The organism is Vibrio hyugaensis, from assembly GCF_002906655.1.
Lineage (GTDB): Bacteria > Pseudomonadota > Gammaproteobacteria > Enterobacterales > Vibrionaceae > Vibrio > Vibrio hyugaensis.
In genome coordinates, this window is record NZ_CP025794.1 from 2915024 (window position 1) to 2936460 (window position 21437).

The 21437-nt window shown below is 44.6% G+C and carries 17 protein-coding genes; 8 read left to right on the forward strand and 9 right to left on the reverse strand.

All coding sequences use genetic code 11. From position 1 onward, the window contains the following. The first annotated feature begins 135 nt into the window (after positions 1–135). The 4 genes from deoC (at position 136) to deoD (ending at position 4491) form a co-directional block, all read left to right on the forward strand. Positions 136–912 carry a deoxyribose-phosphate aldolase gene (deoC, locus tag C1S74_RS14390; protein ID WP_038865907.1) on the forward strand — a complete coding sequence of 259 codons (777 nt, stop codon included), beginning with the start codon at positions 136–138 and terminating at the stop codon, positions 910–912. Between the two features lie 99 nt (positions 913–1011). Further along, positions 1012–2340, forward strand: coding sequence for a thymidine phosphorylase (gene deoA / locus C1S74_RS14395; protein WP_045403864.1), 1329 nt, complete (start codon positions 1012–1014; stop codon positions 2338–2340). A gap of 68 nt (positions 2341–2408) precedes the next feature. Then, positions 2409–3629: a phosphopentomutase gene (locus C1S74_RS14400; protein ID WP_045403865.1), complete on the forward strand. Its 1221-nt coding sequence runs from the start codon at positions 2409–2411 to the stop codon at positions 3627–3629. 142 nt (positions 3630–3771) lie between these two features. Then, positions 3772–4491: a purine-nucleoside phosphorylase gene (deoD, locus tag C1S74_RS14405; RefSeq protein WP_038865914.1), complete on the forward strand. Its 720-nt coding sequence runs from the start codon at positions 3772–3774 to the stop codon at positions 4489–4491. Positions 4492–4575: 84 nt separating this feature from the next. Here deoD and C1S74_RS14410 read toward each other — a convergent pair whose 3' ends face one another. Then, positions 4576–5181, reverse strand: a complete 606-nt coding sequence (locus tag C1S74_RS14410) for a YtjB family periplasmic protein (RefSeq protein ID WP_045404067.1) — start codon at positions 5179–5181, stop codon at positions 4576–4578. A gap of 91 nt (positions 5182–5272) precedes the next feature. On the opposite strand from C1S74_RS14410, the gene serB reads away from it, so the two are divergent. Next, positions 5273–6253: a phosphoserine phosphatase gene (gene serB, locus C1S74_RS14415; RefSeq protein ID WP_045403867.1), complete on the forward strand. Its 981-nt coding sequence runs from the start codon at positions 5273–5275 to the stop codon at positions 6251–6253. A gap of 57 nt (positions 6254–6310) precedes the next feature. Here serB and C1S74_RS14420 read toward each other — a convergent pair whose 3' ends face one another. Next, positions 6311–8659: a PilZ domain-containing protein gene (locus tag C1S74_RS14420; RefSeq protein ID WP_045403869.1), complete on the reverse strand. Its 2349-nt coding sequence runs from the start codon at positions 8657–8659 to the stop codon at positions 6311–6313. 151 nt (positions 8660–8810) lie between these two features. Between C1S74_RS14420 and radA the strand changes: the two genes are divergently transcribed. Together radA and fusA are read left to right on the forward strand one after the other, a co-directional pair. Then, a complete protein-coding gene (gene radA, locus C1S74_RS14425) occupies positions 8811–10190 on the forward strand; it encodes a DNA repair protein RadA (protein WP_038865921.1) in 1380 nt (459 codons plus the stop codon). A gap of 217 nt (positions 10191–10407) precedes the next feature. Beyond that, the gene (fusA, locus tag C1S74_RS14430; RefSeq protein ID WP_045403870.1) at positions 10408–12495 is read left to right on the forward strand and encodes an elongation factor G; all 2088 of its coding nucleotides are present in this window, start codon (positions 10408–10410) and stop codon (positions 12493–12495) included. A gap of 117 nt (positions 12496–12612) precedes the next feature. On the opposite strand, the gene C1S74_RS14435 is transcribed toward fusA, so the two are convergent. Next, positions 12613–13539, reverse strand: a complete 927-nt coding sequence (locus C1S74_RS14435; RefSeq protein WP_045403872.1) for a LysR substrate-binding domain-containing protein — start codon at positions 13537–13539, stop codon at positions 12613–12615. 97 nt (positions 13540–13636) lie between these two features. Between C1S74_RS14435 and C1S74_RS14440 the strand changes: the two genes are divergently transcribed. Then, a complete protein-coding gene (locus C1S74_RS14440) occupies positions 13637–13846 on the forward strand; it encodes a DUF1127 domain-containing protein (protein ID WP_045403874.1) in 210 nt (69 codons plus the stop codon). A 63-nt stretch (positions 13847–13909) separates the two neighbouring features. On the opposite strand, the gene C1S74_RS14445 is transcribed toward C1S74_RS14440, so the two are convergent. The 6 genes from C1S74_RS14445 to C1S74_RS14470 all read right to left on the reverse strand — a co-directional run bounded on the left by C1S74_RS14445 (position 13910) and on the right by C1S74_RS14470 (position 21358). Beyond that, entirely contained in the window at positions 13910–14758 is an 849-nt protein-coding gene (locus C1S74_RS14445) for a hypothetical protein (RefSeq protein WP_045403876.1), read from the reverse strand. A gap of 3 nt (positions 14759–14761) precedes the next feature. After that, positions 14762–17161, reverse strand: a complete 2400-nt coding sequence (locus C1S74_RS14450; RefSeq protein ID WP_045403878.1) for a fimbria/pilus outer membrane usher protein — start codon at positions 17159–17161, stop codon at positions 14762–14764. A 12-nt stretch (positions 17162–17173) separates the two neighbouring features. Continuing rightward, the gene (locus C1S74_RS14455) at positions 17174–17848 is read right to left on the reverse strand and encodes a fimbrial biogenesis chaperone (protein WP_045403880.1); all 675 of its coding nucleotides are present in this window, start codon (positions 17846–17848) and stop codon (positions 17174–17176) included. Between the two features lie 80 nt (positions 17849–17928). Further along, on the reverse strand, positions 17929–18492 hold the full coding sequence (locus tag C1S74_RS14460) for a hypothetical protein (RefSeq protein ID WP_045403882.1): 564 nt from the start codon (positions 18490–18492) through the stop codon (positions 17929–17931). A gap of 206 nt (positions 18493–18698) precedes the next feature. After that, positions 18699–19334 (reverse strand): response regulator transcription factor, encoded by a 636-nt coding sequence (locus C1S74_RS14465; RefSeq protein WP_038865932.1) that lies wholly within the window; start codon positions 19332–19334, stop codon positions 18699–18701. 332 nt (positions 19335–19666) lie between these two features. Continuing rightward, positions 19667–21358, reverse strand: coding sequence for an AMP-binding protein (locus C1S74_RS14470; RefSeq protein ID WP_045403884.1), 1692 nt, complete (start codon positions 21356–21358; stop codon positions 19667–19669). Between the last annotated feature and the right edge of the window lie 79 nt (positions 21359–21437).

Here is a 21437-nt window from a genome sequence, read left to right on the forward strand (position 1 = left end):
GTCTTCAGGGAACCAAGTCCGTTCATTAATAGACTGCTTAGCTAAAATCTCACGCTGTCTCTACTTATTGATTATAGTTAGAGAAGTGATGTGAAGCTGAGTAGTGAATTTTTTGAATATTGATCGGAGATAGAAATGAGCGATTTAAAAGCAGCAGCGCTACGTGCACTGAAACTTATGGACCTTACTACGCTAAATGATGATGACACTGATGCAAAAGTGATCTCGCTATGTCATGACGCGAAAACTGCAGTAGGCAACACAGCTGCAATCTGTATTTACCCTCGCTTTATTCCTATTGCTAAGAAGACACTTCGTGAGCAAGGTACGCCAGAAGTTCGCATTGCGACTGTAACGAACTTCCCACACGGTAACGACGATATCGACATCGCTGTTGCTGAAACAAAAGCGGCTGTTGCTTACGGTGCAGACGAAGTAGATGTAGTTTTCCCATACCGCGCTCTAATGGCGGGTAACGAGAAAGTGGGCTTCGAACTAGTTAAGCAATGTAAAGAAGCTTGTGGTGATATCCTTCTTAAAGTGATCATCGAGACAGGTGAACTAAAAGAAGAAGCGCTAATCAAGAAAGCATCTCAAATCTGTATCGAAGCAGGTGCTGACTTCATTAAAACTTCAACTGGTAAAGTGCCAGTAAACGCAACACCAGAATACGCTCGCATGATGCTTGAAGTTATTCGTGATATGGGTGTTGCAGAATCTGTTGGTTTCAAACCAGCAGGTGGTGTGCGTACTGCTGAAGATGCAGCGGCATACTTAGCAATGGCTGATGAAATCCTTGGTGACAACTGGGTTGATGCTCGTCACTACCGTTTCGGTGCATCTAGCCTGCTAACAAACCTACTAAATACATTAGAAGTATCGGACCAAGTCGCTGATCCAACAGCGTACTAATTCCAAAAAAAGCGTCTGAACGGTAGCACCAGCTTTGGTGCTACCAAACCTCTTCTATCCTACTTTTACCATGGCTCATTATGAGCTTGGGAGGCACTAATGTATTTACCACAAGAAATCATTCGTAAAAAACGTGACGGCGAAGTTCTAACAGCCGACGAAATCAACTTCTTTATTCAAGGCGTAGCAAACAACAGTGTATCTGAAGGCCAGATCGCCGCTTTTGCTATGACAATCTTCTTCAATGAAATGACGATGCCAGAGCGTATCGCACTAACGTGTGCAATGCGTGATTCAGGTATGGTTATCGATTGGAGCCACATGAATTTTGGTGGTCCAATTGTCGATAAGCACTCTACTGGTGGTGTGGGTGACGTGACTTCTCTAATGCTTGGTCCAATGGTGGCTGCATGTGGTGGTTTCGTACCTATGATCTCTGGTCGTGGTCTTGGCCACACTGGCGGTACGCTGGATAAGCTTGAGTCTATTCCTGGCTATAACATCACGCCGACAAACGACGTGTTTGGTCAAGTCACTAAAGACGCAGGTGTGGCGATCATCGGTCAAACGGGTGACCTAGCACCAGCGGATAAGCGCGTTTACGCGACTCGCGACATCACAGCGACAGTAGACAACATCTCTCTGATCACGGCGTCGATTTTATCGAAGAAGCTTGCTGCAGGTCTTGAATCTCTAGTAATGGACGTAAAAGTAGGCTCTGGCGCATTCATGCCAACTTACGAAGCATCTGAAGAGCTAGCAAAATCTATCGTTGCGGTAGCAAACGGTGCAGGAACGAAGACAACGGCAATCCTAACGGACATGAACCAAGTATTGGCGTCTTCTGCGGGTAACGCAGTGGAAGTTCGTGAAGCAGTTCGCTTCTTAACAGGTGAATACCGTAACCCACGTCTACTTGAAGTGACTATGGCTTCATGTGCTGAAATGTTAGTACTTGGCAAGCTTGCTGAGAGCACAGAAGACGCACGTGCAAAACTGATGGAAGTGCTAGATAACGGTAAAGCGGCAGAGTGCTTTGGCAAGATGGTTGCCGGTCTAGGCGGTCCTGCGGACTTCGTAGAAAACTACGATAATTACCTAGAGAAAGCTGAAATCATCAAACCAGTATACGCAACTGAAACGGGCGTTGTATCTGCAATGGATACTCGTGCAATCGGTATGGCTGTGGTTTCTATGGGCGGCGGTCGTCGTGTAGCAACAGACGAAATCGACTACGCGGTTGGTTTTGATAACTTCATTCGTTTGGGTGAAGTAGCGGACAGTGACAAGCCTCTAGCGGTGATCCACGCTCGCACAGAAGAGCAGTGGGAAGAAGCGGCAAAAGCGCTTCGCAGCGCAATTAAAGTGGGCGGTGAATACACACCAACGCCAGAGGTCTACCGCCAAATCCGTGCAGAAGATCTTTAATCGAACAAGTAATTACACAAGGCCTACTCAATCATAATTAGAAGCCGAGTGGGCCTAAGGAACGAGCAATGAAAAGAGCATTTATTTTAGTACTAGACTCATTCGGTATCGGCGAAACCGCTGATGCGAAGCAATTTGGTGACGTAGGTTCGGACACGCTTGGTCATATTGCTGACCAGTGTGAACAAGGCTTAGCAAACAACGACAAACGTGAAGGCGCGCTTCGTCTTCCAAACCTATCTAAGCTGGGTTTGGCAATGGCGCATAAAGAGTCAACAGGCCGTTTTGCTCCTGGTCTAGACGCAGACGCAGAGATCATCGGTGCGTACGGTCACGCAGCAGAGCTTTCGTCAGGGAAAGACACGCCGTCTGGCCACTGGGAAATTGCAGGTGTGCCTGTACTGTTTGATTGGGGCTACTTCACTGACAAAGCGAACAGCTTCCCTAAAGAACTGACTGACCGCATCCTTGAGCGTGCTGGCCTGGACGGTTTCCTAGGTAACTGCCACGCATCGGGAACTCAAGTTCTTGACGATCTTGGTGAAGAGCACATGAAGACTGGCAAGCCAATCTTCTATACATCAGCTGACTCTGTATTCCAAATCGCATGTCATGAAGAGACATTCGGTCTAGACCGCCTACTAGAGCTTTGCCAAATTGCACGTGAAGAGCTAGAAGATTACAACATCGGTCGTGTTATCGCGCGTCCATTCGTTGGTGCAGGTAAAGGTCAATTCGAGCGTACAGGTAACCGTCGTGACCTTTCTGTTGAGCCACCATCGGCAACGGTTCTACAGAAACTCGTTGAAGAGAAGCAAGGCAACGTGGTTTCTATCGGTAAGATTGCGGATATCTACGCAAACTGCGGTATCACGAAGAAAGTGAAAGCGACAGGTATCCCAGCCTTGTTCGAAGCAACACTAGAGCAAATCAAAGAAGCGGGTGACAACACCATCGTATTCACTAACTTCGTGGACTTCGATTCAGCTTACGGTCACCGTCGTGATGTTGCAGGTTACGCGGCAGCACTTGAGTACTTCGATGGTCGCATCAATGAAGTGCTAGAGATTATGGAAGAAGACGACGTGCTTATTCTAACGGCAGATCACGGTTGTGATCCAACATGGCCAGGCACTGACCATACTCGAGAACATATTCCTGTGATTGTTTACGGTCAGAAAGTACCTGCGGGTTCATTAGGCCGTCGTGACAGCTTTGCTGATATCGGTCAAACATTGGCAACGTACTTCGGTACTTCTCCAATGGATTACGGTAAGAACTTCCTATAATTAGGAATTGAAAACTAGGAGCAATATTGCTCCTAGTTTTATGTTTGCAGTATGAAAATGCTGCTTGTCGGAAATGAGAATATTCTAGCCCAAAGCGCCAACAGCAGCGCGGATTGCTAGAGACAGGTTAAGGAAAAGAAACATGGCAACTCCACATATCAACGCAGAAATGGGTGCTTTCGCAGACGTCGTTCTAATGCCGGGTGATCCGCTACGAGCAAAATACATCGCAGAGACTTTCCTTGAAGATGTGGTTCAAGTATGTGACGTTCGTAATATGTTTGGTTACACAGGCACTTACAAAGGTCGTAAGATCTCGGTAATGGGCCATGGTATGGGTATTCCATCTTGTTCAATCTACGTGACTGAGCTGATCAAAGATTTTGGTGTGAAGAAAGTGATCCGAGTTGGTAGCTGTGGTGCAGTAAACGAAGACATCAAAGTACGTGATGTTGTGATTGGAATGGGCGCGTGTACGGACTCTAAAGTTAACCGTATCCGCTTCAAAGGCCATGACTTTGCCGCTATTGCTGACTACAAAATGGTTCGCGCAGCTGAAGAAGCAGCAAAAGCACGCGGCGTAGACGTAAAAGTAGGTAACCTATTCTCAGCAGAGCTGTTCTACACGCCAGATCCAGAAATGTTCGACGTAATGGATAAATACGGCATCGTGGGTGTTGAAATGGAAGCGGCTGGTATCTACGGTGTGGCAGCGGAGTACGGTGCAAAAGCACTGACGATCTGTACTGTTTCTGACCATATTAAGACTGGTGAGCAAACCACATCAGAAGAGCGTCAAAATACGTTCAACGATATGATGCTTATCGCACTTGATTCAGTACTGTTAGGTGATGAAGAGTAAGACGAAATTCTTTTCACTTTAAAGCATTAAAAAAACAGCCCGCATTGTGCGGGCTGCTTTTTTATCCGAGATCGAATGAGCAAGTTACTTTGTCAGTAACAGGTTTTCACCTTTTTTACGGCGGATCGGTTGTCTACGTAAAATCACAATGAACAGCATGCCACACACAAAGCTCATCAGGACCATCATGTACATGTAGCGATCACTTTTACGGTAGTGATGATCAGAAATCGCAGTGACTCGGCCCGTTTCAAAGGTCACGCGAACAAAGCCAATCACAGCGCCATCCGCCGATACGGGCTCAACGAGTTGTTGGCGACCGATAGAGGCCGTCGCCAGTGGTGTATCTAACCCTAGTACTTCACGTACCGAAAGCGCCTCTTCACTTGAAGCCAAACGCACACCTTGCGCATCATAAATGGTGGCATCAAATACTAAACGGTCTTGTGCAAGTTGGTTGGTTAGCTTAAGTAGACTTTCTTGGTCTTTATTAATGATCATTTCACTAGCGGATAACGACGCTTGCGAAATCAAAACTTTTGTCAGTGTTTCAAGCTGCTGCGCTTGAATCTTCTCGTTGCCCTTACTGATCACGACACTGTTTTTTATGGTGATAAATAGCATCACGCATAGCAGGATCAGCGCTAGGATTCGTAGGGCATTCCTCACTGAGAACAGGGATTCACTCATGCTGTTTACTCGTCCATTCAAAACAAAACAAAGACTTGCCTTTTTAGCTTGTTGAGGTAACGTTTTAGCAAAGTCACAAGGGATTATATACATGGACGCGTCAAAAAGCTTGCCTATCAGAAGGCATACGACTCTTTTAAAACGACTACCCGAAACTCGCTTTGCCACTCAGCTTGATAAAGCCAAGGCAAACTGGATTGTGTTTGGTGAACATCTAGAGCCTCGCAACTTTGAAGATATCGACTTTTTTACTGGTTTCTACAATCCAATCTTAGACACATGGAAAGTAGGGCAGTATGAAGTTGCATTGATGGCTGGGCAACTCACGCCAGAGCACGAAATTATTTTGAAGAACCTCAACCTTGATTATGCGTCGCTTAATGAAGTGCCGGATCTCTCTGCGCCGGGTTTGGTGGTTTTCGATATGGACTCTACTGCGATTCAAATCGAGTGCATTGATGAAATCGCTAAACTAGCCGGTGTTGGTGAAGAAGTGGCTGAAGTGACCGAACGAGCCATGCAAGGGGAGTTGGATTTCGAACAAAGTTTGCGTCAGCGCGTTGGTAAACTGAAAGGTTCCGATGAAGCTATTTTGGAGCAAGTACGCAGCCAATTACCATTCATGCCAGATTTTGAAGCGCTGATTGCGACCTTTAAAGCACTCGGTTGGAAGACGGCGATTGCTTCAGGTGGTTTTACTTATTTTTCTGATTTCATCAAAGACAAAGTTGGCTTGGACTTTGCTCAATCGAACCAATTGGAAATTATCGATGGCAAGTTGACCGGTCAGGTACTTGGCGATGTTGTATCTGCACAAACGAAAGCGGATATCTTGGTTGAACTTGCAGAAGAGTATGATATTGAGCAACACAATACGGTGGCCGTAGGCGATGGAGCCAATGACTTGGTGATGATGTCTGCCGCAGGGCTTGGTATTGCTTATCATGCGAAACCAAAGGTAGAACAACAAGCACAAACATCGGTTCGATTTGCGGGGCTTGGTGGAGTGCTATGCATTCTGTCAGGCGCTTTGGTTAAGCAACAGAAAATCAGCTGGCAAGCGAAGCCATAAGCTCAAGGTTTAAGACCGACCAATAGAAAACACCGCCTATAGTTTGGCGGTGTTTCTTTATTCGGTGAGTTCAAGCCTGACGACGACCTCTTCCGTGATGTCTTCAAACTCACTGTAGCCGACGAGAGCAGTCAGTTCTTTCTCTAATTTGCTGGCTTGATGGACACCAAACTGAGTAAGGTCGCTCAAATCTTGGCGCAGTAACGATGTCATCGGGTCAAAAATTGGCGCGGTTGAAATGCGTGTCGCATAGAACTCACCCATCATGCGTGCTTTCTTGATGAACTGAATACGCTCTTTCACACTGGTGAATTCTTGATGCAGTTTTGACTCGACAGCCGTGATCTTAATGCCTACTTTCGTCAGGCTAATATAAATGTCTTGATGCCTTGCCTGCGCGCCATCAATACGCTTAATAGGGTCAGCAATCAGCGTGCTAGAGCGCCCTTTAAATAGTGGTTCTAGTGAGAATTGTTGGTTATGACCCAAGCGAGCATATAACTCGATATGTTTAGGAAGTGGGAAGTTTACACCTATCACCGGCGTTTTAACCGAAGAGGCGGCACTCTTACTAATGAAGATTGGCGTACTTAAAGTACGTGAAAGCAGCACACTGTGTAGCCTCTCTAACAGAGGGTTACTTGGCAACATCTCTTTTTGCTGAATGAGCTTGTCTTGGTTATGTTCGATAATGCTATTGAAGAAGGCAATCACGCGCATGGTTTTGCTGTGTTCGTCTATCACCATTTGCACGCTACGACCATCCGGGCTAACTCGAATAATACGATAAGGCACATCGGACAACGGCAGCTTTTTATCGTAGAGTTGCAGCTCACGGAAGTTGATCTTTACTTCCTGCCCTGAACGCAACGCAGTTGGTTCATCCAGCCTGATCCCTAAACCACGCTTGGAGATATCCATAGTGAATCCGGCCGTTTTTACATTGCCTACATTCAACACTAATGGCGTTTTGAACCGATAACGAGGTTCTTTACGACGCGACTGAGCATCGAAATAGATACCTTTTGGGTTACCGGCGATCTTTCTCGGCTGACGAAATGCATTTAACGTATTTGCAGGAACGCGAGGCTTCTCTGTGAGCAGGTAATCTTGACCTGATTTGTCATCGGCGATTTCTTGTAGGATGCCGACGTGGGTCAGCCTTTGTGAACTCTCCGCCAGTTCAGAAGAGAAAGCCGCAAGGTCATTTTTCTCTTGGTTTGAGAGTTCAAAAATTGAAATTCGAAACGCACGCCAACTCGAACGTTTTGCCCCTAAGTGCCAAAACAGCTGACGTTGTTCTCTTGTCGCTTCTGGTCGAAGCATCGAATAGAAGTAGGTTTTGTTATCATGCTCATGGGTAAAAGAATAAAGCACATTCGTAGTGCCTTTTACTCCAGGAGTAATTAAGGACGCCATTCTCCGTTCATGAAATAACGAACCAAACACTTGTTGATTGCGTTCATCGTGCCAGTATTGCCATAACTTCTGGTTGTTTGGCGTTAGCATAGCAAGTTTCAGTTCACTTCCCTCAAAGAAGAGCGGCAAGTTGCTAGTGTGTTTAAGAGCGATGTGTTCATAGCCACGAGTACGAGCACGGATGATTTTGTCTTGGTTATCATGACGCGCGCGTTTAGCAGCACTATTTAGCGCTTCGTCAATCACACGAGCGATGATGTTGGTTTCGGTAAGGCGGATCGTTCTTAGATAGCGAATAGAGTCATTCTCATAGCAGTCATCAACGGCTAACACACGGTAGGTGAGTGGCTTTTCAATACCCGCAACTTGAGACTTACTTGCAAACTCGGTAAAGGTCACTTGAATGACTTCACCCAAACTGTACTTGAATGCGCTAGGGACTTTGAACTTGGCACCTGAACTGGACAGGTCGATACTTAATCCATGGATTACTTGGCCTTTTGGGCGAATGATCTCAACTTGAGACTGCACTTTTAAGCGCTTCTCTTGACGTTTTAGATCGTAACCCAGATGGACAGGTTCGGCTAAGAAAGGGCTTTTAGGATCGGTAAGCGATTGCTCTTCATTCTTGCCGTTGTTCTTGCTCATCACCCGGAAGTTATTGCGTGTGTTGACTAAGGCTTCCCACATGCCTTCTGTGTAGCTACCAAATTTTTTGAGGTTTTTGTGGTAAGCGTTAAAAGCGACGTCATCCAACCAATGTGGGATGCCATCTAATTGGTATTCACGACATTCACCTTTCACCCGACCTCGCAAATCAATACTCTTCTTACAAGGAGCCATGACACGGTTGAGTTCCATCTTCACAAGAATTTTGGCCGATGGTGGTTCTCCCTCGGTCAATTGACCAAGGACAAAATCAAAGTCATCAGCGCCATAAACAGGGATGAGTCGTTCCGCGAGCGAGAGAATTTCAGATTGCTGCATTATTTCTGTTAAAGTATATCGTTATTTAGATTATATCGGCTAAGCAAAGCAAACCTTGAGTATATCAAGAGTTCATGTTCAAGAAGGTCAGACATGGCGGTGCTTGGTCACATTTGTTGAAAAAACCGAGAGTTGAAAAAATCGAGGCATCATGGCGAAAGCAAAACGAGCGTATGTTTGTAATGATTGTGGCGCAGACTTCCCGCGTTGGCAGGGGCAATGTAACGCATGTGGCGCGTGGAATACGATTACTGAAGTTCGTATTGCAGCCTCTCCGACCGTTGCGCGCAATGAACGCTTGAGTGGTTATGCTGGATCAGCAACAGAATCGAAAGTTCAAACCTTATCGGAAATCGATTTACAAGAAGTCCCAAGATTCACCAGTGGTTTTAAAGAACTAGACCGTGTACTAGGTGGTGGTGTTGTTCCTGGCGCTGCGATTTTGATTGGTGGTAGCCCAGGTGCGGGTAAGTCGACCTTATTACTGCAAACCATGTGCTTACTCTCTTCTCAAATGCCAACCTTGTATGTGACGGGTGAAGAGTCTTTGCAGCAAGTCGCGATGCGAGCCTCTCGCCTTGGTTTGCCGAAAGACCATCTAAAGATGTTGTCGGAAACGAACGTCGATAAAATTTGCCAAATCGCCGAGAAAGAGCAACCTCGCATTATGGTTATCGACTCGATTCAAGTTATGCACGTGTCTGACGTTCAGTCGTCACCGGGCAGTGTGGCGCAGGTACGTGAATCAGCAACGGCATTAACGAGATACGCAAAGCAAAACAATGTCGCCGTCTTTATTGTTGGTCACGTAACAAAAGATGGTACCCTTGCCGGCCCGAAAGTACTTGAGCACATTATTGACTGTTCAGTTCTGCTCGATGGTGGCACTGATAGCCGCTTCCGTACTTTGCGTAGCCACAAAAACCGTTTCGGTGCTGTGAACGAGCTTGGCGTATTTGCCATGACGGGACAGGGACTGAAAGAGGTCAATAATCCTTCGGCGATTTTCCTATCCCGTGGTGAAGAGGAAACATCGGGTTCTTCCGTTATGGTGGTGTGGGAAGGTACGCGTCCTCTATTAGTAGAGATTCAAGCGCTAGTGGACTACTCACAACTGGCAAACCCGCGTCGTGTTGCGGTTGGCCTAGAACAAAACCGCCTGTCTTTATTATTAGCGGTACTGCATAAGCATGGTGGTCTTCAAATGGCAGACCAAGATGTGTTCGTGAATGTCGTCGGTGGTGTAAAAGTGACAGAAACCAGTGCTGACCTTGCGTTAGTTATGGCGCTTTTATCGAGTTTCCGCGATCGTCCGTTACCGAAAGATGTTGTCGTGTTTGGTGAGGTTGGCTTGGCGGGTGAGATTCGCCCAGTACCAAGTGGCCAAGAGCGTTTAAATGAAGCATTTAAACACGGCTTTAAGAAAGCGATAGTGCCAGCGGCGAATATGCCTAAGGGCGGAATTCCTGGTATGCAAATCCATGGTGTGAAAAAACTCTCGGAGGCCATCGAAGCATTTGATGAGTTGTAAATGCCATCTTGTGCCCCAATTTAAGGGGTAACAATAATGTTGAATCCATCCTCATTATTCTTGAATTAAGCACACAAATTGCGAAGTTTGACTATTATTTGAGGGTGGAAAATCGACGTTAAAATTTTTTTTGTTCCAATGGCACGCAAAGGTATCCGTCTTGACAGATTGTGATATACTCTGCGCGCACTTTATACCTTATTAACAGAGTAAGACAATGACTGATTTATCAAAATACAGAAACATTGGTATTTTCGCGCACGTTGATGCGGGTAAAACTACCACAACTGAGCGTATCCTGAAGCTTACTGGTAAAATCCATAAGACTGGTGAAGTACACGACGGCGAGTCTACAACTGACTTCATGGAGCAAGAAGCTGAGCGTGGTATTACAATCCAGTCTGCAGCAGTAACTTGTGAGTGGAACGGTCACCGCCTGAACGTAATCGACACTCCTGGACACGTAGACTTTACAGTTGAAGTATACCGTTCACTTAAAGTTCTTGACGGTGGTATCGGTGTATTCTGTGGTTCTGGTGGTGTTGAGCCTCAGTCAGAAACAAACTGGCGTTACGCGAACGACTCAGAAGTTGCTCGTCTGATCTTCGTAAACAAACTAGACCGTATGGGTGCAGACTTCTTCAACGTTGTTGACCAAGTTAAGAACGTACTAGGTGCAAACCCACTAGTTATGACTCTACCAATCGGTCGTGAAGACGATTTCGTTGGTGTTGTAGACGTACTAAACCGTAAAGCTTACGTTTGGGATGACACAGGTCTACCAGAAAACTACGAAATCCAAGACGTTCCTGCGGACATGCTTGATGACCTAGAACAGTATCGTGAAGAGCTAGTTGAAACTGCTGTAGAGCAAGACGACGACCTAATGGAAGCTTACATGGAAGGCGAAGAGCCGACTATCGATCAACTAAAAGCTTGTATCCGTAAAGGTACTCGTGATCTAGCGTTCTTCCCAACGTTCTGTGGTTCTGCATTCAAAAACAAAGGCATGCAACTTATCCTTGACGCTGTTGTAGATTACCTACCAGCTCCAAACGAAGTTGATCCTCAGCCTCTAACAGATCCAGAAACTGGTGAAGCAACAGGTGAAGTTGCTACAGTAGACGCTGACGCGCCACTAAAAGCACTTGCGTTCAAGATCATGGACGACCGTTTTGGTGCACTAACATTTATCCGTATCTACTCTGGTCGCATGAAGAAGGGTGACACAATCCTTAACTCTGCAACTGGTAAGACTGAGCGTATCGGTCGTATGTGTGAGATGCAAGCTGACGAACGTAACGAACTTACTGAAGCTCAAGCTGGTGACATCATCGCTGTAGTAGGTATGAAGAACGTTCAAACTGGTCACACTCTATGTGATCCTAAGCACGAATGTACTCTAGAAGCTATGATCTTCCCAGAACCAGTAATCTCTATTGCTGTTTCTCCAAAAGACAAAGGTTCTACTGAGAAAATGGGTATCGCGATCGGTAAAATGGTTGCAGAAGATCCATCATTCCAAGTTGAGACTGATGAAGATTCAGGTGAAACTATCCTGAAAGGTATGGGTGAACTTCACCTAGACATCAAGGTAGACATCCTTAAGCGTACTTACGGCGTTGAGCTAGAAGTAGGTGCTCCACAGGTAGCTTACCGTGAAACTATCACTCAACCAGTTGAAGATAGCTACACGCACAAGAAACAGTCTGGTGGTTCTGGTCAGTTCGGTAAGATCGACTACCGTATCAAACCAGGTGAGCCAAACTCTGGCTTCACGTTCAAATCAACAGTTGTTGGTGGTAACGTACCTAAAGAATTCTGGCCTGCAGTTGAGAAAGGCTTTGCGTCAATGATGGATACTGGTGTTCTAGCTGGCTTCCCAACTCTAGACGTTGAAGTTGAACTATTCGACGGTGGTTTCCACGCAGTTGACTCATCAGCAATCGCTTACGAAATCGCAGCGAAAGGTGCATTCCGTCAGTCTATGCCTAAAGCAGGCGCGCAACTTCTTGAGCCAATCATGAACGTTGACGTGTTCACTCCAGAAGACAACGTTGGTGACGTAATCGGTGATCTTAACCGTCGTCGTGGTATGATCAAAGACCAACAAGCTGGTACTACAGGCGTTCGTATTAAAGCTGACGTTCCTCTATCAGAAATGTTTGGTTACATCGGTCACCTACGTACTATCACTTCTGGTCGTGGTCAGTTCTCTATGGAGTTCGCACACTACGCAGCATGTCCAGCAAACGTTGCTGAGCAAGTAATCGCAGAAGTTAAAGAGCGTGACGGTAAGAAGTAATTCTTAAGTTAACTCTTTAAAATCTCAAAGCCCCGCCTAGTGCGGGGCTTTTTACTATCTGTTCTCTCACTTTCTATCAACAGCACTTGTTGCTGGGCTCGTCATTGAATCTTAGTTTTATTGATCCAAGGTTATGGTCTCAAAGTCTCGAACCGTGGTCTTTTCAAACTCAGCAATTTCTTCTTTTATCCACTGGCTAAACAATAGTGCTTTTGGTCGTTTCAGGTAACCAGTGGGAGCGCAAAGGTAATAAGCATATTTGGGTTGAATTCCTACATCGCCAATTCGAACCAGTTTACCTTCTTGAATATAGCGATAGGCCAAACTGTGCTTAACCAAAGCGACACCTTGTAGAGACAGTGCACCTTCCAGTACTAAATGAGAGCCACTGTATTTAAGGGTCGGCTTGGCTGACTTATGGCCTAGCGTCTCTAGCCACAAACGCCAATCTAAATCTGGCCACAAATCCTCAATCAGTTCTGCTTTGTGTAAATCTTCAATCCGATAGATTCCGTGTTCCTTTTGATAAATGGGATGACAAGCCGGATAAAAAGCCTCATCCATCAGCCATTGAGACTCTAAGTTTGGGTAATCACCACGGCCGTAACGAACACACAGGTCAATCTGACTATCTTGAAATGACACCAGTTCATTGGTGGGCTCCATCAGTAGCGATAACTCAGGGTGCCTCTGTCGAAAAACGGTAATACGAGGAACCAACCAATGATGGGCGAAAGATGGCAAGGTTGAAATAGAGAGGTGATTCGGATTGGGATCTTGGTTAATCAAACGCACACCTTGTTGAGGGTGATTAAACCCTCGTTCAGCTTGAGCAAAAAGTAAATTGCCTTCTGGTGTGAGAAGTATCTTACGGTGCTGGCGCACAAATAAATCGGTACCAAGAAACTCTTCCAATTGACGTATCTGTTGGCTAATCGCTGCTGGGGTAACAAACAAGTGTGTTGCTGCAACTTTAAAGCTGCCTTCCTTTGCTGCGATATAGAAGTAATACAGTCCCTGTAATGGTGGCATCCGCTCTTTCACATTAGTTTTCCTTAACTCAATGTCAGATTCTATCGTTTGAGCATTACAGGGTAGTCGTTGATTATTAAGTGGTCAATGTGAATCAAAAGGAGGAGATATGAACAATACAGCACAAACTTGTGGGCGATGGGCCTCGAAACCACGTCAGCGTTTAGTTCAGTATATCTTTTCCAAGTTAGCCGTATGGAGAAAGAATTACCGTACACGGCGTCATCTATCAGACCTTCCAGAGCATCTTTTGGATGACATTGGTTACAACGAAAGTGAAGTACAAAAGGAAATTCAGAAACCGTTTTGGCGAGATTGAACGCTAGCTAAAGAAAAAGCCAACGGGCAATTCACCGCTGGCTTTGTACTTGATGGTTTCACTTTAAGGCATCGCTTTCACTTCTACCGTAATCGTGTCTTGGTATTTACCGGCTCGGGCAAAGTCTGCATTACCAATAGTGACCTCAAACGGTATCCCCCAGTTTTTTACTCCACTTCTATTTGAAAAAGAGAAAGTAGAGTTGTTGCTTGCTGGGGTGTTGTTAATACGAAACGTATATGGAATTTTCAGCTCTTTCGATGCTTTATTAGTGAGGGCTCCATATTTTTGCTTTACTCGAACTTTTACGTTTGAGTTGGAGATTAAATCGAATTCAGCTAAGTACTTTTTATTGCTTTCTATCGTACCAAGCTCAAGAGCATAAGCGTTTGATCCCATTCCTCTCAGTGTGCTTGAATTTGTTGATGCCGTAAGTGACACAAATGCAGGGATGTTCAGCTTTACGGTCTTTCTTAGACGCTTAGTTCCACTCTCTAAGACCATTTTTGCATCTAGTTGAGCTGAGTAATTACCAGCGTTTGCAAGCTTCGCTTTTGGGACTTTTATCCACATTCGAGTTACTGGGCTATTCTCCAAAGGCAAACCAAACCCAAACCTTGGCTCATAGCTAAGCTGCCTGAAGTTCTTGTCTAATAACTGAGCTTCTAAGGTATCTGAGCGATTTTTTAAAACGCCCTGTTTTCTATTGTCTAGGCTAACAAAAGTCAGCATAGGACTGCATTGTTGTAGGCTTTTCGATAACTGAATATAAACAGGAATATTCGCACTCAAATCCTGATTAAACTGGATATTATTTTTATCGATATTGATAGACCATTTACCTTCACAGTCAGCTAATGCCAATTCAGGTAAAAAAAGCAAGAGTATGAGGTATCTATATCGTGTTCTCATAATTTAGCCCTCTTCGTATGTAACAGAAGGAAGATATATCAAGTTATCTTTCACATCTGGTATTGAAATTGATATTCCTGAGCCACCTAAACTATTAATCTTTAATAAATACTTACCTGGGGCGATGCCTTCAACAACAAACCTACCAGACTTGTTTGTAAAAATTTGATAATACTCATCGTTTCCAGTTAACGTACCTGTAGCTAATTCTATTGGTTTTCCAGATGCGCTAGAGATTATTGAACCAATGACCGTTTTAGAAGCAGCTGAGCCGATTTGTATTAGATGTCCAGTTGCAGAGCCAGGAACAATTGTTCGTTGATAATCTCCAATATTGTAGCCCGGAGGTGCGTTCGGAGCGGTAACGAAGGTGCTAGATTGAATATGTCCCGTTGAAAGCCCAACAGCGTTGCTGATTCTTGGTGTTGAAATAGCCTCTGGTGGATCTTGCGCAAATGCGTTTATTTCAACATCTGATTCTAATGAGTCATGTATATTGACTATTGCTACAGGCCCGGTTAGTGGACGTGATAGGGCTATGTGTCCATCTGCTAAGGTCAAACCTGTATTTGCTCTTAGCGCTATACTTTGGTTTGAACTGCTGTCGTCAAAATGTGTGTAGTCATACTCTGTATCAACAAGGAATCTGTTCCCAACATAGTTACCTTCTAGTCTACCTGTTGTGGATTCATTGTTGCCCTCGACAGTAACACCGTAACCATAGCTTCCTACATAATCATCAGAGTTTCTTTGGAGTTGCCCCCTGTATGTATCTGGTTCATTTGAGTAGCTAACGTTTGCACTATATACGCCATCATTCGAACTCCAATCCCACTCGACAGAAGCTAAGAAGCGTGTTTCGTCTATATTTTCATTCGGGTTACTTTCTTGTTCTACACCTAAGCTCACGTTCCAATCATAATAACGCCATATGAGCTCACCACTTGTTAGCCATGTAACTTCTTGCTCTTCAAAATCGTCATACTCGCCTGATAAAGATAAATCTAGATCGGTAAAAATGTTGATTACATAGTTTCCAAATAGGCGATAACCTGTGGAACTCTCGCTGTCTTCCCAAGGTATTGAAAAATAATCTTGTTGAAACTCGAATCCAAGTCGAAGGTTAGGTGTGCTGTAGTTGTCAGCTCCCCAAATTTGATGGGAGTAGTCCAAGCTAGTAATGGTGCCTATCTGTTCATTTGGTTTGTTGTTAACTGCAGAGGCTCTTATTCCCAGATTTCCAAGCGACGTCCCTAGGGTGGTAATAAAGCCGATTTGTTGTCCATCTGGGTGTCCGATACCGTTTAAGCCGACAGTTAGGTAGTCATTTATCCCATATTCATAGAATCCGGAGGCGATATAGTCATCAGAGTCATAATCAAACTTATTGTTTTCAATCGTTGAGAGCAGGCCTGCATAGAAACCAAAATCTGAAATGTCAGCACGTAGTAAACGAGAGTTAAAGAATTGACTATACACAATGGTGTCTTTTTTCCCTGACTGATAATCGACTTCTATTCTAATATCGTTCGTGCCTGAAGAGAGTGGCAAGTCGTCTAAATTATAGCGGCCAGGTGGTAGGCGAAATTCAGTCAAAAATATATCGTTGATGTATATTTCTATGTTGGCACTTTCATTCAATACTAATGGTTGTGTTCCCCCATTCTGGATGTTACGCGTTGGCTGTAGGTCTTGATAAAGTCTTTCGAATGCAACACCGCCAATAGGAAGGCTTGGTAAGTGACCTGGACTTTGTGGCGTGACATCTCCCAGCGTTACCCGCCAAGGAGACTCTGGTCGATCAAAGAAGAGTCTTACCTCTCCGCGATACAGCTCTGTGCTTTCTGAATCATTCCCCGAAAGAAAAAACGAGTACTCAAAGTTCGCACCATGGTAACCACCAATATTGCCATATGATATCCATTCTCCTAGCCAAGTGCCGAGGTTATCTATGTCCTGGCCATCGTTGTAATCATAGGTAGCTGAAGCATTGAAATTGTTTTGCCAAAACCAAAACGCACTCTCGGAGTATTGAGCTGGCTCATATTCTTCCCCGAAAGCAATGTTGAGTTGTCTAGATGCTGATTCTGCTACATCAACAATGACTATCAACTGGGTTTGATCAAATGCTAACTCAATTCCAAGTGTTTTTAGCTCGTCAATTGTTAAGTAAGGTTTACGAGTGTTTAGGATTGCTTCTCTCGTTTCTTCTGAAGCAAACTCTTTACTTAATTCAGCAAACTCAATGGTATTCACCGCACTGATCGAGGTGCCATCTGATAGCGTGGTAATTTCCCCAATTTCTTGCTCCGACCAAAACAATGGAAAAGGAAAAGGGAACTCCTGAGCTATAATAGCTGGGCTTGATAAAAAAAGTACCATAGCATAAAGAAAACGACGCATAAGCTCTCTCCGCTATTGAGCAAGTGAAATTTGAGTCGCTTTATTTACGTTTGTAGGAACCTTGAATTGCGCTTTCGAGCCCGGCATTAACCAAGACCCTGAGTCTTCGTTGAGATCTCGCCAAAAAAATGTTTTGTTTCCGCTATCGGTTTTTATATCAAAAGCAAGGTCGTACAAATCCAAAATTCTGTTTCCTTTGTTCTCGACCTGAATTTTATTGTCCGCCAGAGAAACTTTTGGTACAGGTTTACCATTGCTTGGGGAGACGAACGCTATGGTTGACATATCTATTAGCATGTTTACAGTGGAGCCATCACTTTCTTTATCTGCGTCAAGGTCAAGTTGACTAAATACAATCCGATAAACTGCGGTTGTAGATAAGGGGCTTTTAGGAATGAACTTAACTCGGAAGTTTTGTATCGCAGCGCTGGGAATTTGTGCTTGGGGTGGGAGAATAAGGAACTCATCCTCGGCTGGCGTTAAAACTTCTTCGCCGTCTTTATATCCGACTTTGAAAGCACTGACTTCTACAGCAATAGTTTTTTGTTCGACGTTACCAATAGTGTAGTTTCCACTAGATTGTCGGCCTGTATCCTCAAGGTCGAGATACATTGGGCTCACTTCATAGCTGTGTGCGTTAAAAGTAGTTGCTAGAAGGGAACATAGTACACAAACAAACTTTTTCATAATTCTCTCCTTGAAAAAGCTTGGCTCATTTGTGAGCCAAGCTTCCGTATTAGTGTCTGTGTCCATCTAAATATTATGTTCTACATTGGGCTTTTCGCTTTCAAGTGAACTCGGATTACGTCACGATATTTACCAGCTTTAGCAAAACCAGAACCTTGTGGTTTCACCGCTAAATCCATTTTTTTCACTTTATTGCGTAAGTGGACACCGTTGTTATTGACTTTCTTGTATGCAGAGGTTTTAACACCAGTGGTTTTCATTACCTCTGAACCGTTTAAGAAAATTTTGTAGTTTATGATCTCGCCGTCGTTGTGAACGCCTTTACCTTCCAAGCCTCGTGCTTTGAAAGTGATTTTCAGTTTCTCACCGTAATTACACCAAGCTTTAAGATGACCGATATCCACACGTTTGTTCGATGCTTTGGAAATTTGACCATGTGCATTTTTCGCGTATTTCAAAATGTTGTTAGGCATCGCTCGATCATTGATACGTAGTAAGCAGCGCTCTGGCACTCGTCCTTTCAGTACGACAGTTTTCGAATCGGTTGCTTCTAGCTTTTTGAAGTTAATAGTGTTATTAAACTTCGCGGCTGAAGCTCCAAATGCCACAGACGAAACAATCGCCGCTAGAACTAATTTTTTCATAACTCAATCCCTCGTTAGTAATGAATGCATATCGTTGCATCGCTCTACTAGCTTATGAGGGGAGGAGTCTCTCAACCTCACCGACAAAGGTGAGATGATGTTATTAGTTAGGGTGAAAAAGGGGTGAACTTGGTTCAACTCTATTTGATTACACCCTGACTAATGTTGAATCAATCAATAATCCTTTTTTATTTCTTATAGTTAGCTTAGAACTGATCTTTTGCCATCGCCATTAACTCGTAGCGAGAATGCACATCTAATTTATGCAATACGTTGGACGCATGAGTTTTGACCGTATTCACACTCACATTTGAGTGTCTTGCGATTTGCGTATTAGAGAGACCTTGAAGCATGAGTTTGCAGACTTCACTCTCTCTTTTGGTAAGTAAGAATTTAGAGCTAAGCTCTTCGGCCGCGACGACAGGATTTTCTGTGCCCTGTTGGTAGTGATGAATGGCTTTATTTAAGATGTGGCGCGGGAACCAAACATCGCCATTTGCGACCGCAGAGACGGCTTTGGGAAGCAGTTCAAGTCCATGGCAAATCTGCCCTGAGTAGCCTTTTTCTAGCCACTCTAATGAGGTTTGGGAGCTGACATTAACGGCGATCCACTTCTCATCTCGTTCGTTAGGCGCAATACCATATCGTTTAGGGCATGGCATGGTCTGTACGTCGAACAATATGATCGAGTTGAGGCTGTTTTCATCCAACTGGGTGAAGCGGTCGCTATTGACGAAGTTGACGTATGGAAAGGAAACCTTAATTAAGTCGCGAATCACCCTAGAGTATGAATTATCTCGACTTAAAAGGTGTACAACAAAATGCTGAGTACTGAATTCCATGGCAAATATTCCTGTAGGTCTAGTCTTTGAGTTTTTATTAACCTAGTTCTCAACGCGTTGATGTATAAAATTATTTAACGAATAGACTGCGGCATATGATTCATGCATTTTCATATTGTTGTAAGCAAAACTACGCTAACAAATCATGTGCACCTGTATTAAAAAAGGTTAGTACCAAATGACTAGAATACAAATATCGACAAGACAATAAGTTAGGAAAATCGGCGGTGAAGCTAGAGCGGGCGGAGTATGAAAAGGTATGAAAAGAATCACCCCTGATGCACAACTTTGTCAGCATCAGGGGTGATATTGGGGTGAGTTAGGAGGGATAATTACAAATCTTCTTCCCAAACAACGAGATCGCCTTTCGGCCAGTTGTGACCAATTTCATGATACTTTTGTTCAAGCACATGACGTTTTATCTTGAGTGTTGGTGTGAGCACACCATTCTCGATACTCCACGGGTCTTGGATCATCAATACGCCTTTAATCTGTTCATGAGATTCCAAATCTTGGTTCATTCTCTCAATCACTTTACGAGTGGTACGCGCGTAGCGCTCTCGATCAAAGTTCGGGAAGTCATGTGGTACGACCAACAGAATCGGTGCAGGCAGACCTAAGCCGATCAAGCACATCATTTCTACACGGCTGTACTCAAAGAGCTTATTCTCAATTGGCACTGGGGCAACAAACTTACCTTTGGCAGTTTTAAAGGTGTCCTTTTTACGACCTTGAATGGTGAGGTAGCCTTCCGCATCAATAAAGCCGATATCGCCTGTATGCAGCCAACCATCGCTGTCAAATGACTCCTGAGTTGCGATGTCGTTTTTGTAATAACCCGAGAATAAACCGTTACCACGAACCATGATTTCATCATCGTCAGCGATCTTGAGCTCAATACCTGGGCCTGCATTACCAACCGAACCAATTTTATCTGCTCGGAATGGGTAGTTGAGGGTGCTGTAAGCGAAAGATTCGGTCATGCCCCAAGCTTCGGTAATGTTGAGGCCGACACTGCGGTACCACTCCAATAAGGCAGGAGATACTGGCGCAGAGCCACATCCCAATACACGTGCTTGATCAAGGCCAAGGCCGTCAGCCAGCTTCTTCTTAATAAGAGAGTTGACGAAAGGAATCTTCAGCAGAATATTGAGCTTTTTCTGTGGCAGTTTGTCTTGGATACGTTGCTGGAACAGTGTCCATAAGCGTGGCACGGAGATAAACAGCGTAGGGCGGTGCATCTTCACGTCTTCAATAAAAGTATCGAGTGACTCAGGGAAAGCGGTGGTCACGCCACCCATGACTGAAGAACCAAAGATGTATACCCGCTCTGTGATGTGCGCGAGTGGCAAGTAAGAGAACAAGCGATCGTTTTCTTGAATACCAATATGGTTGATCAGTTGCTGTACAGACCAACTGAACGCGCCATAGGTCAGCATTGCGCCTTTAGGCAGGCCAGAAGTACCAGATGTATAAACCAGAGACATCAGCTTATCATCGTAGTGCTGAGGACGCTCTTTACTCGGCTGCGCGTTAGCGATCAATTCTTTAAATTGATGTTGGCACTTCGGCGCGGTGTCGTAAGGTAAAGCAATACTGATCACATCAGGCATGGCATCAATGACTTGTTGGGTCGCGGCCGGATCATCCAACTTACCGCCTATGATCGCTTTACTTTCACTGTGTGTGAGGCAGTACTCAATAGTATCTGCACCCGCAGTCGGGAAAATAGGTACGCTGACGTAATCGCCAAGCATCATGGCAAGGTCACAGATAAACCATTCGGCACAGTTTTTTGAAACCAGTGCGACTTTATCGCCTGGCTGAATCCCCAAATTGCGCAAAGCGGTAACCAATTTTAGTGCTTGGTTGGCCACTTCGGCGTAAGTGAACTCAACAAACTGTCGGTTGATGATTTGTTTTAAGTAGACTTCATCTGGGCGCTCCGCTGCCCATTTGAGAATCATTTCATTTGGTGGTGGGAGAGCGCAAGTCTGCTCACTTAACTCGTTAGGCTGAATCATTCTCTAACTCCATGTTAATCGCAGGGTTTGTTGTTGTTAATGTAATGTTAACGATAGCATGAGTATGATTATTTGGGGA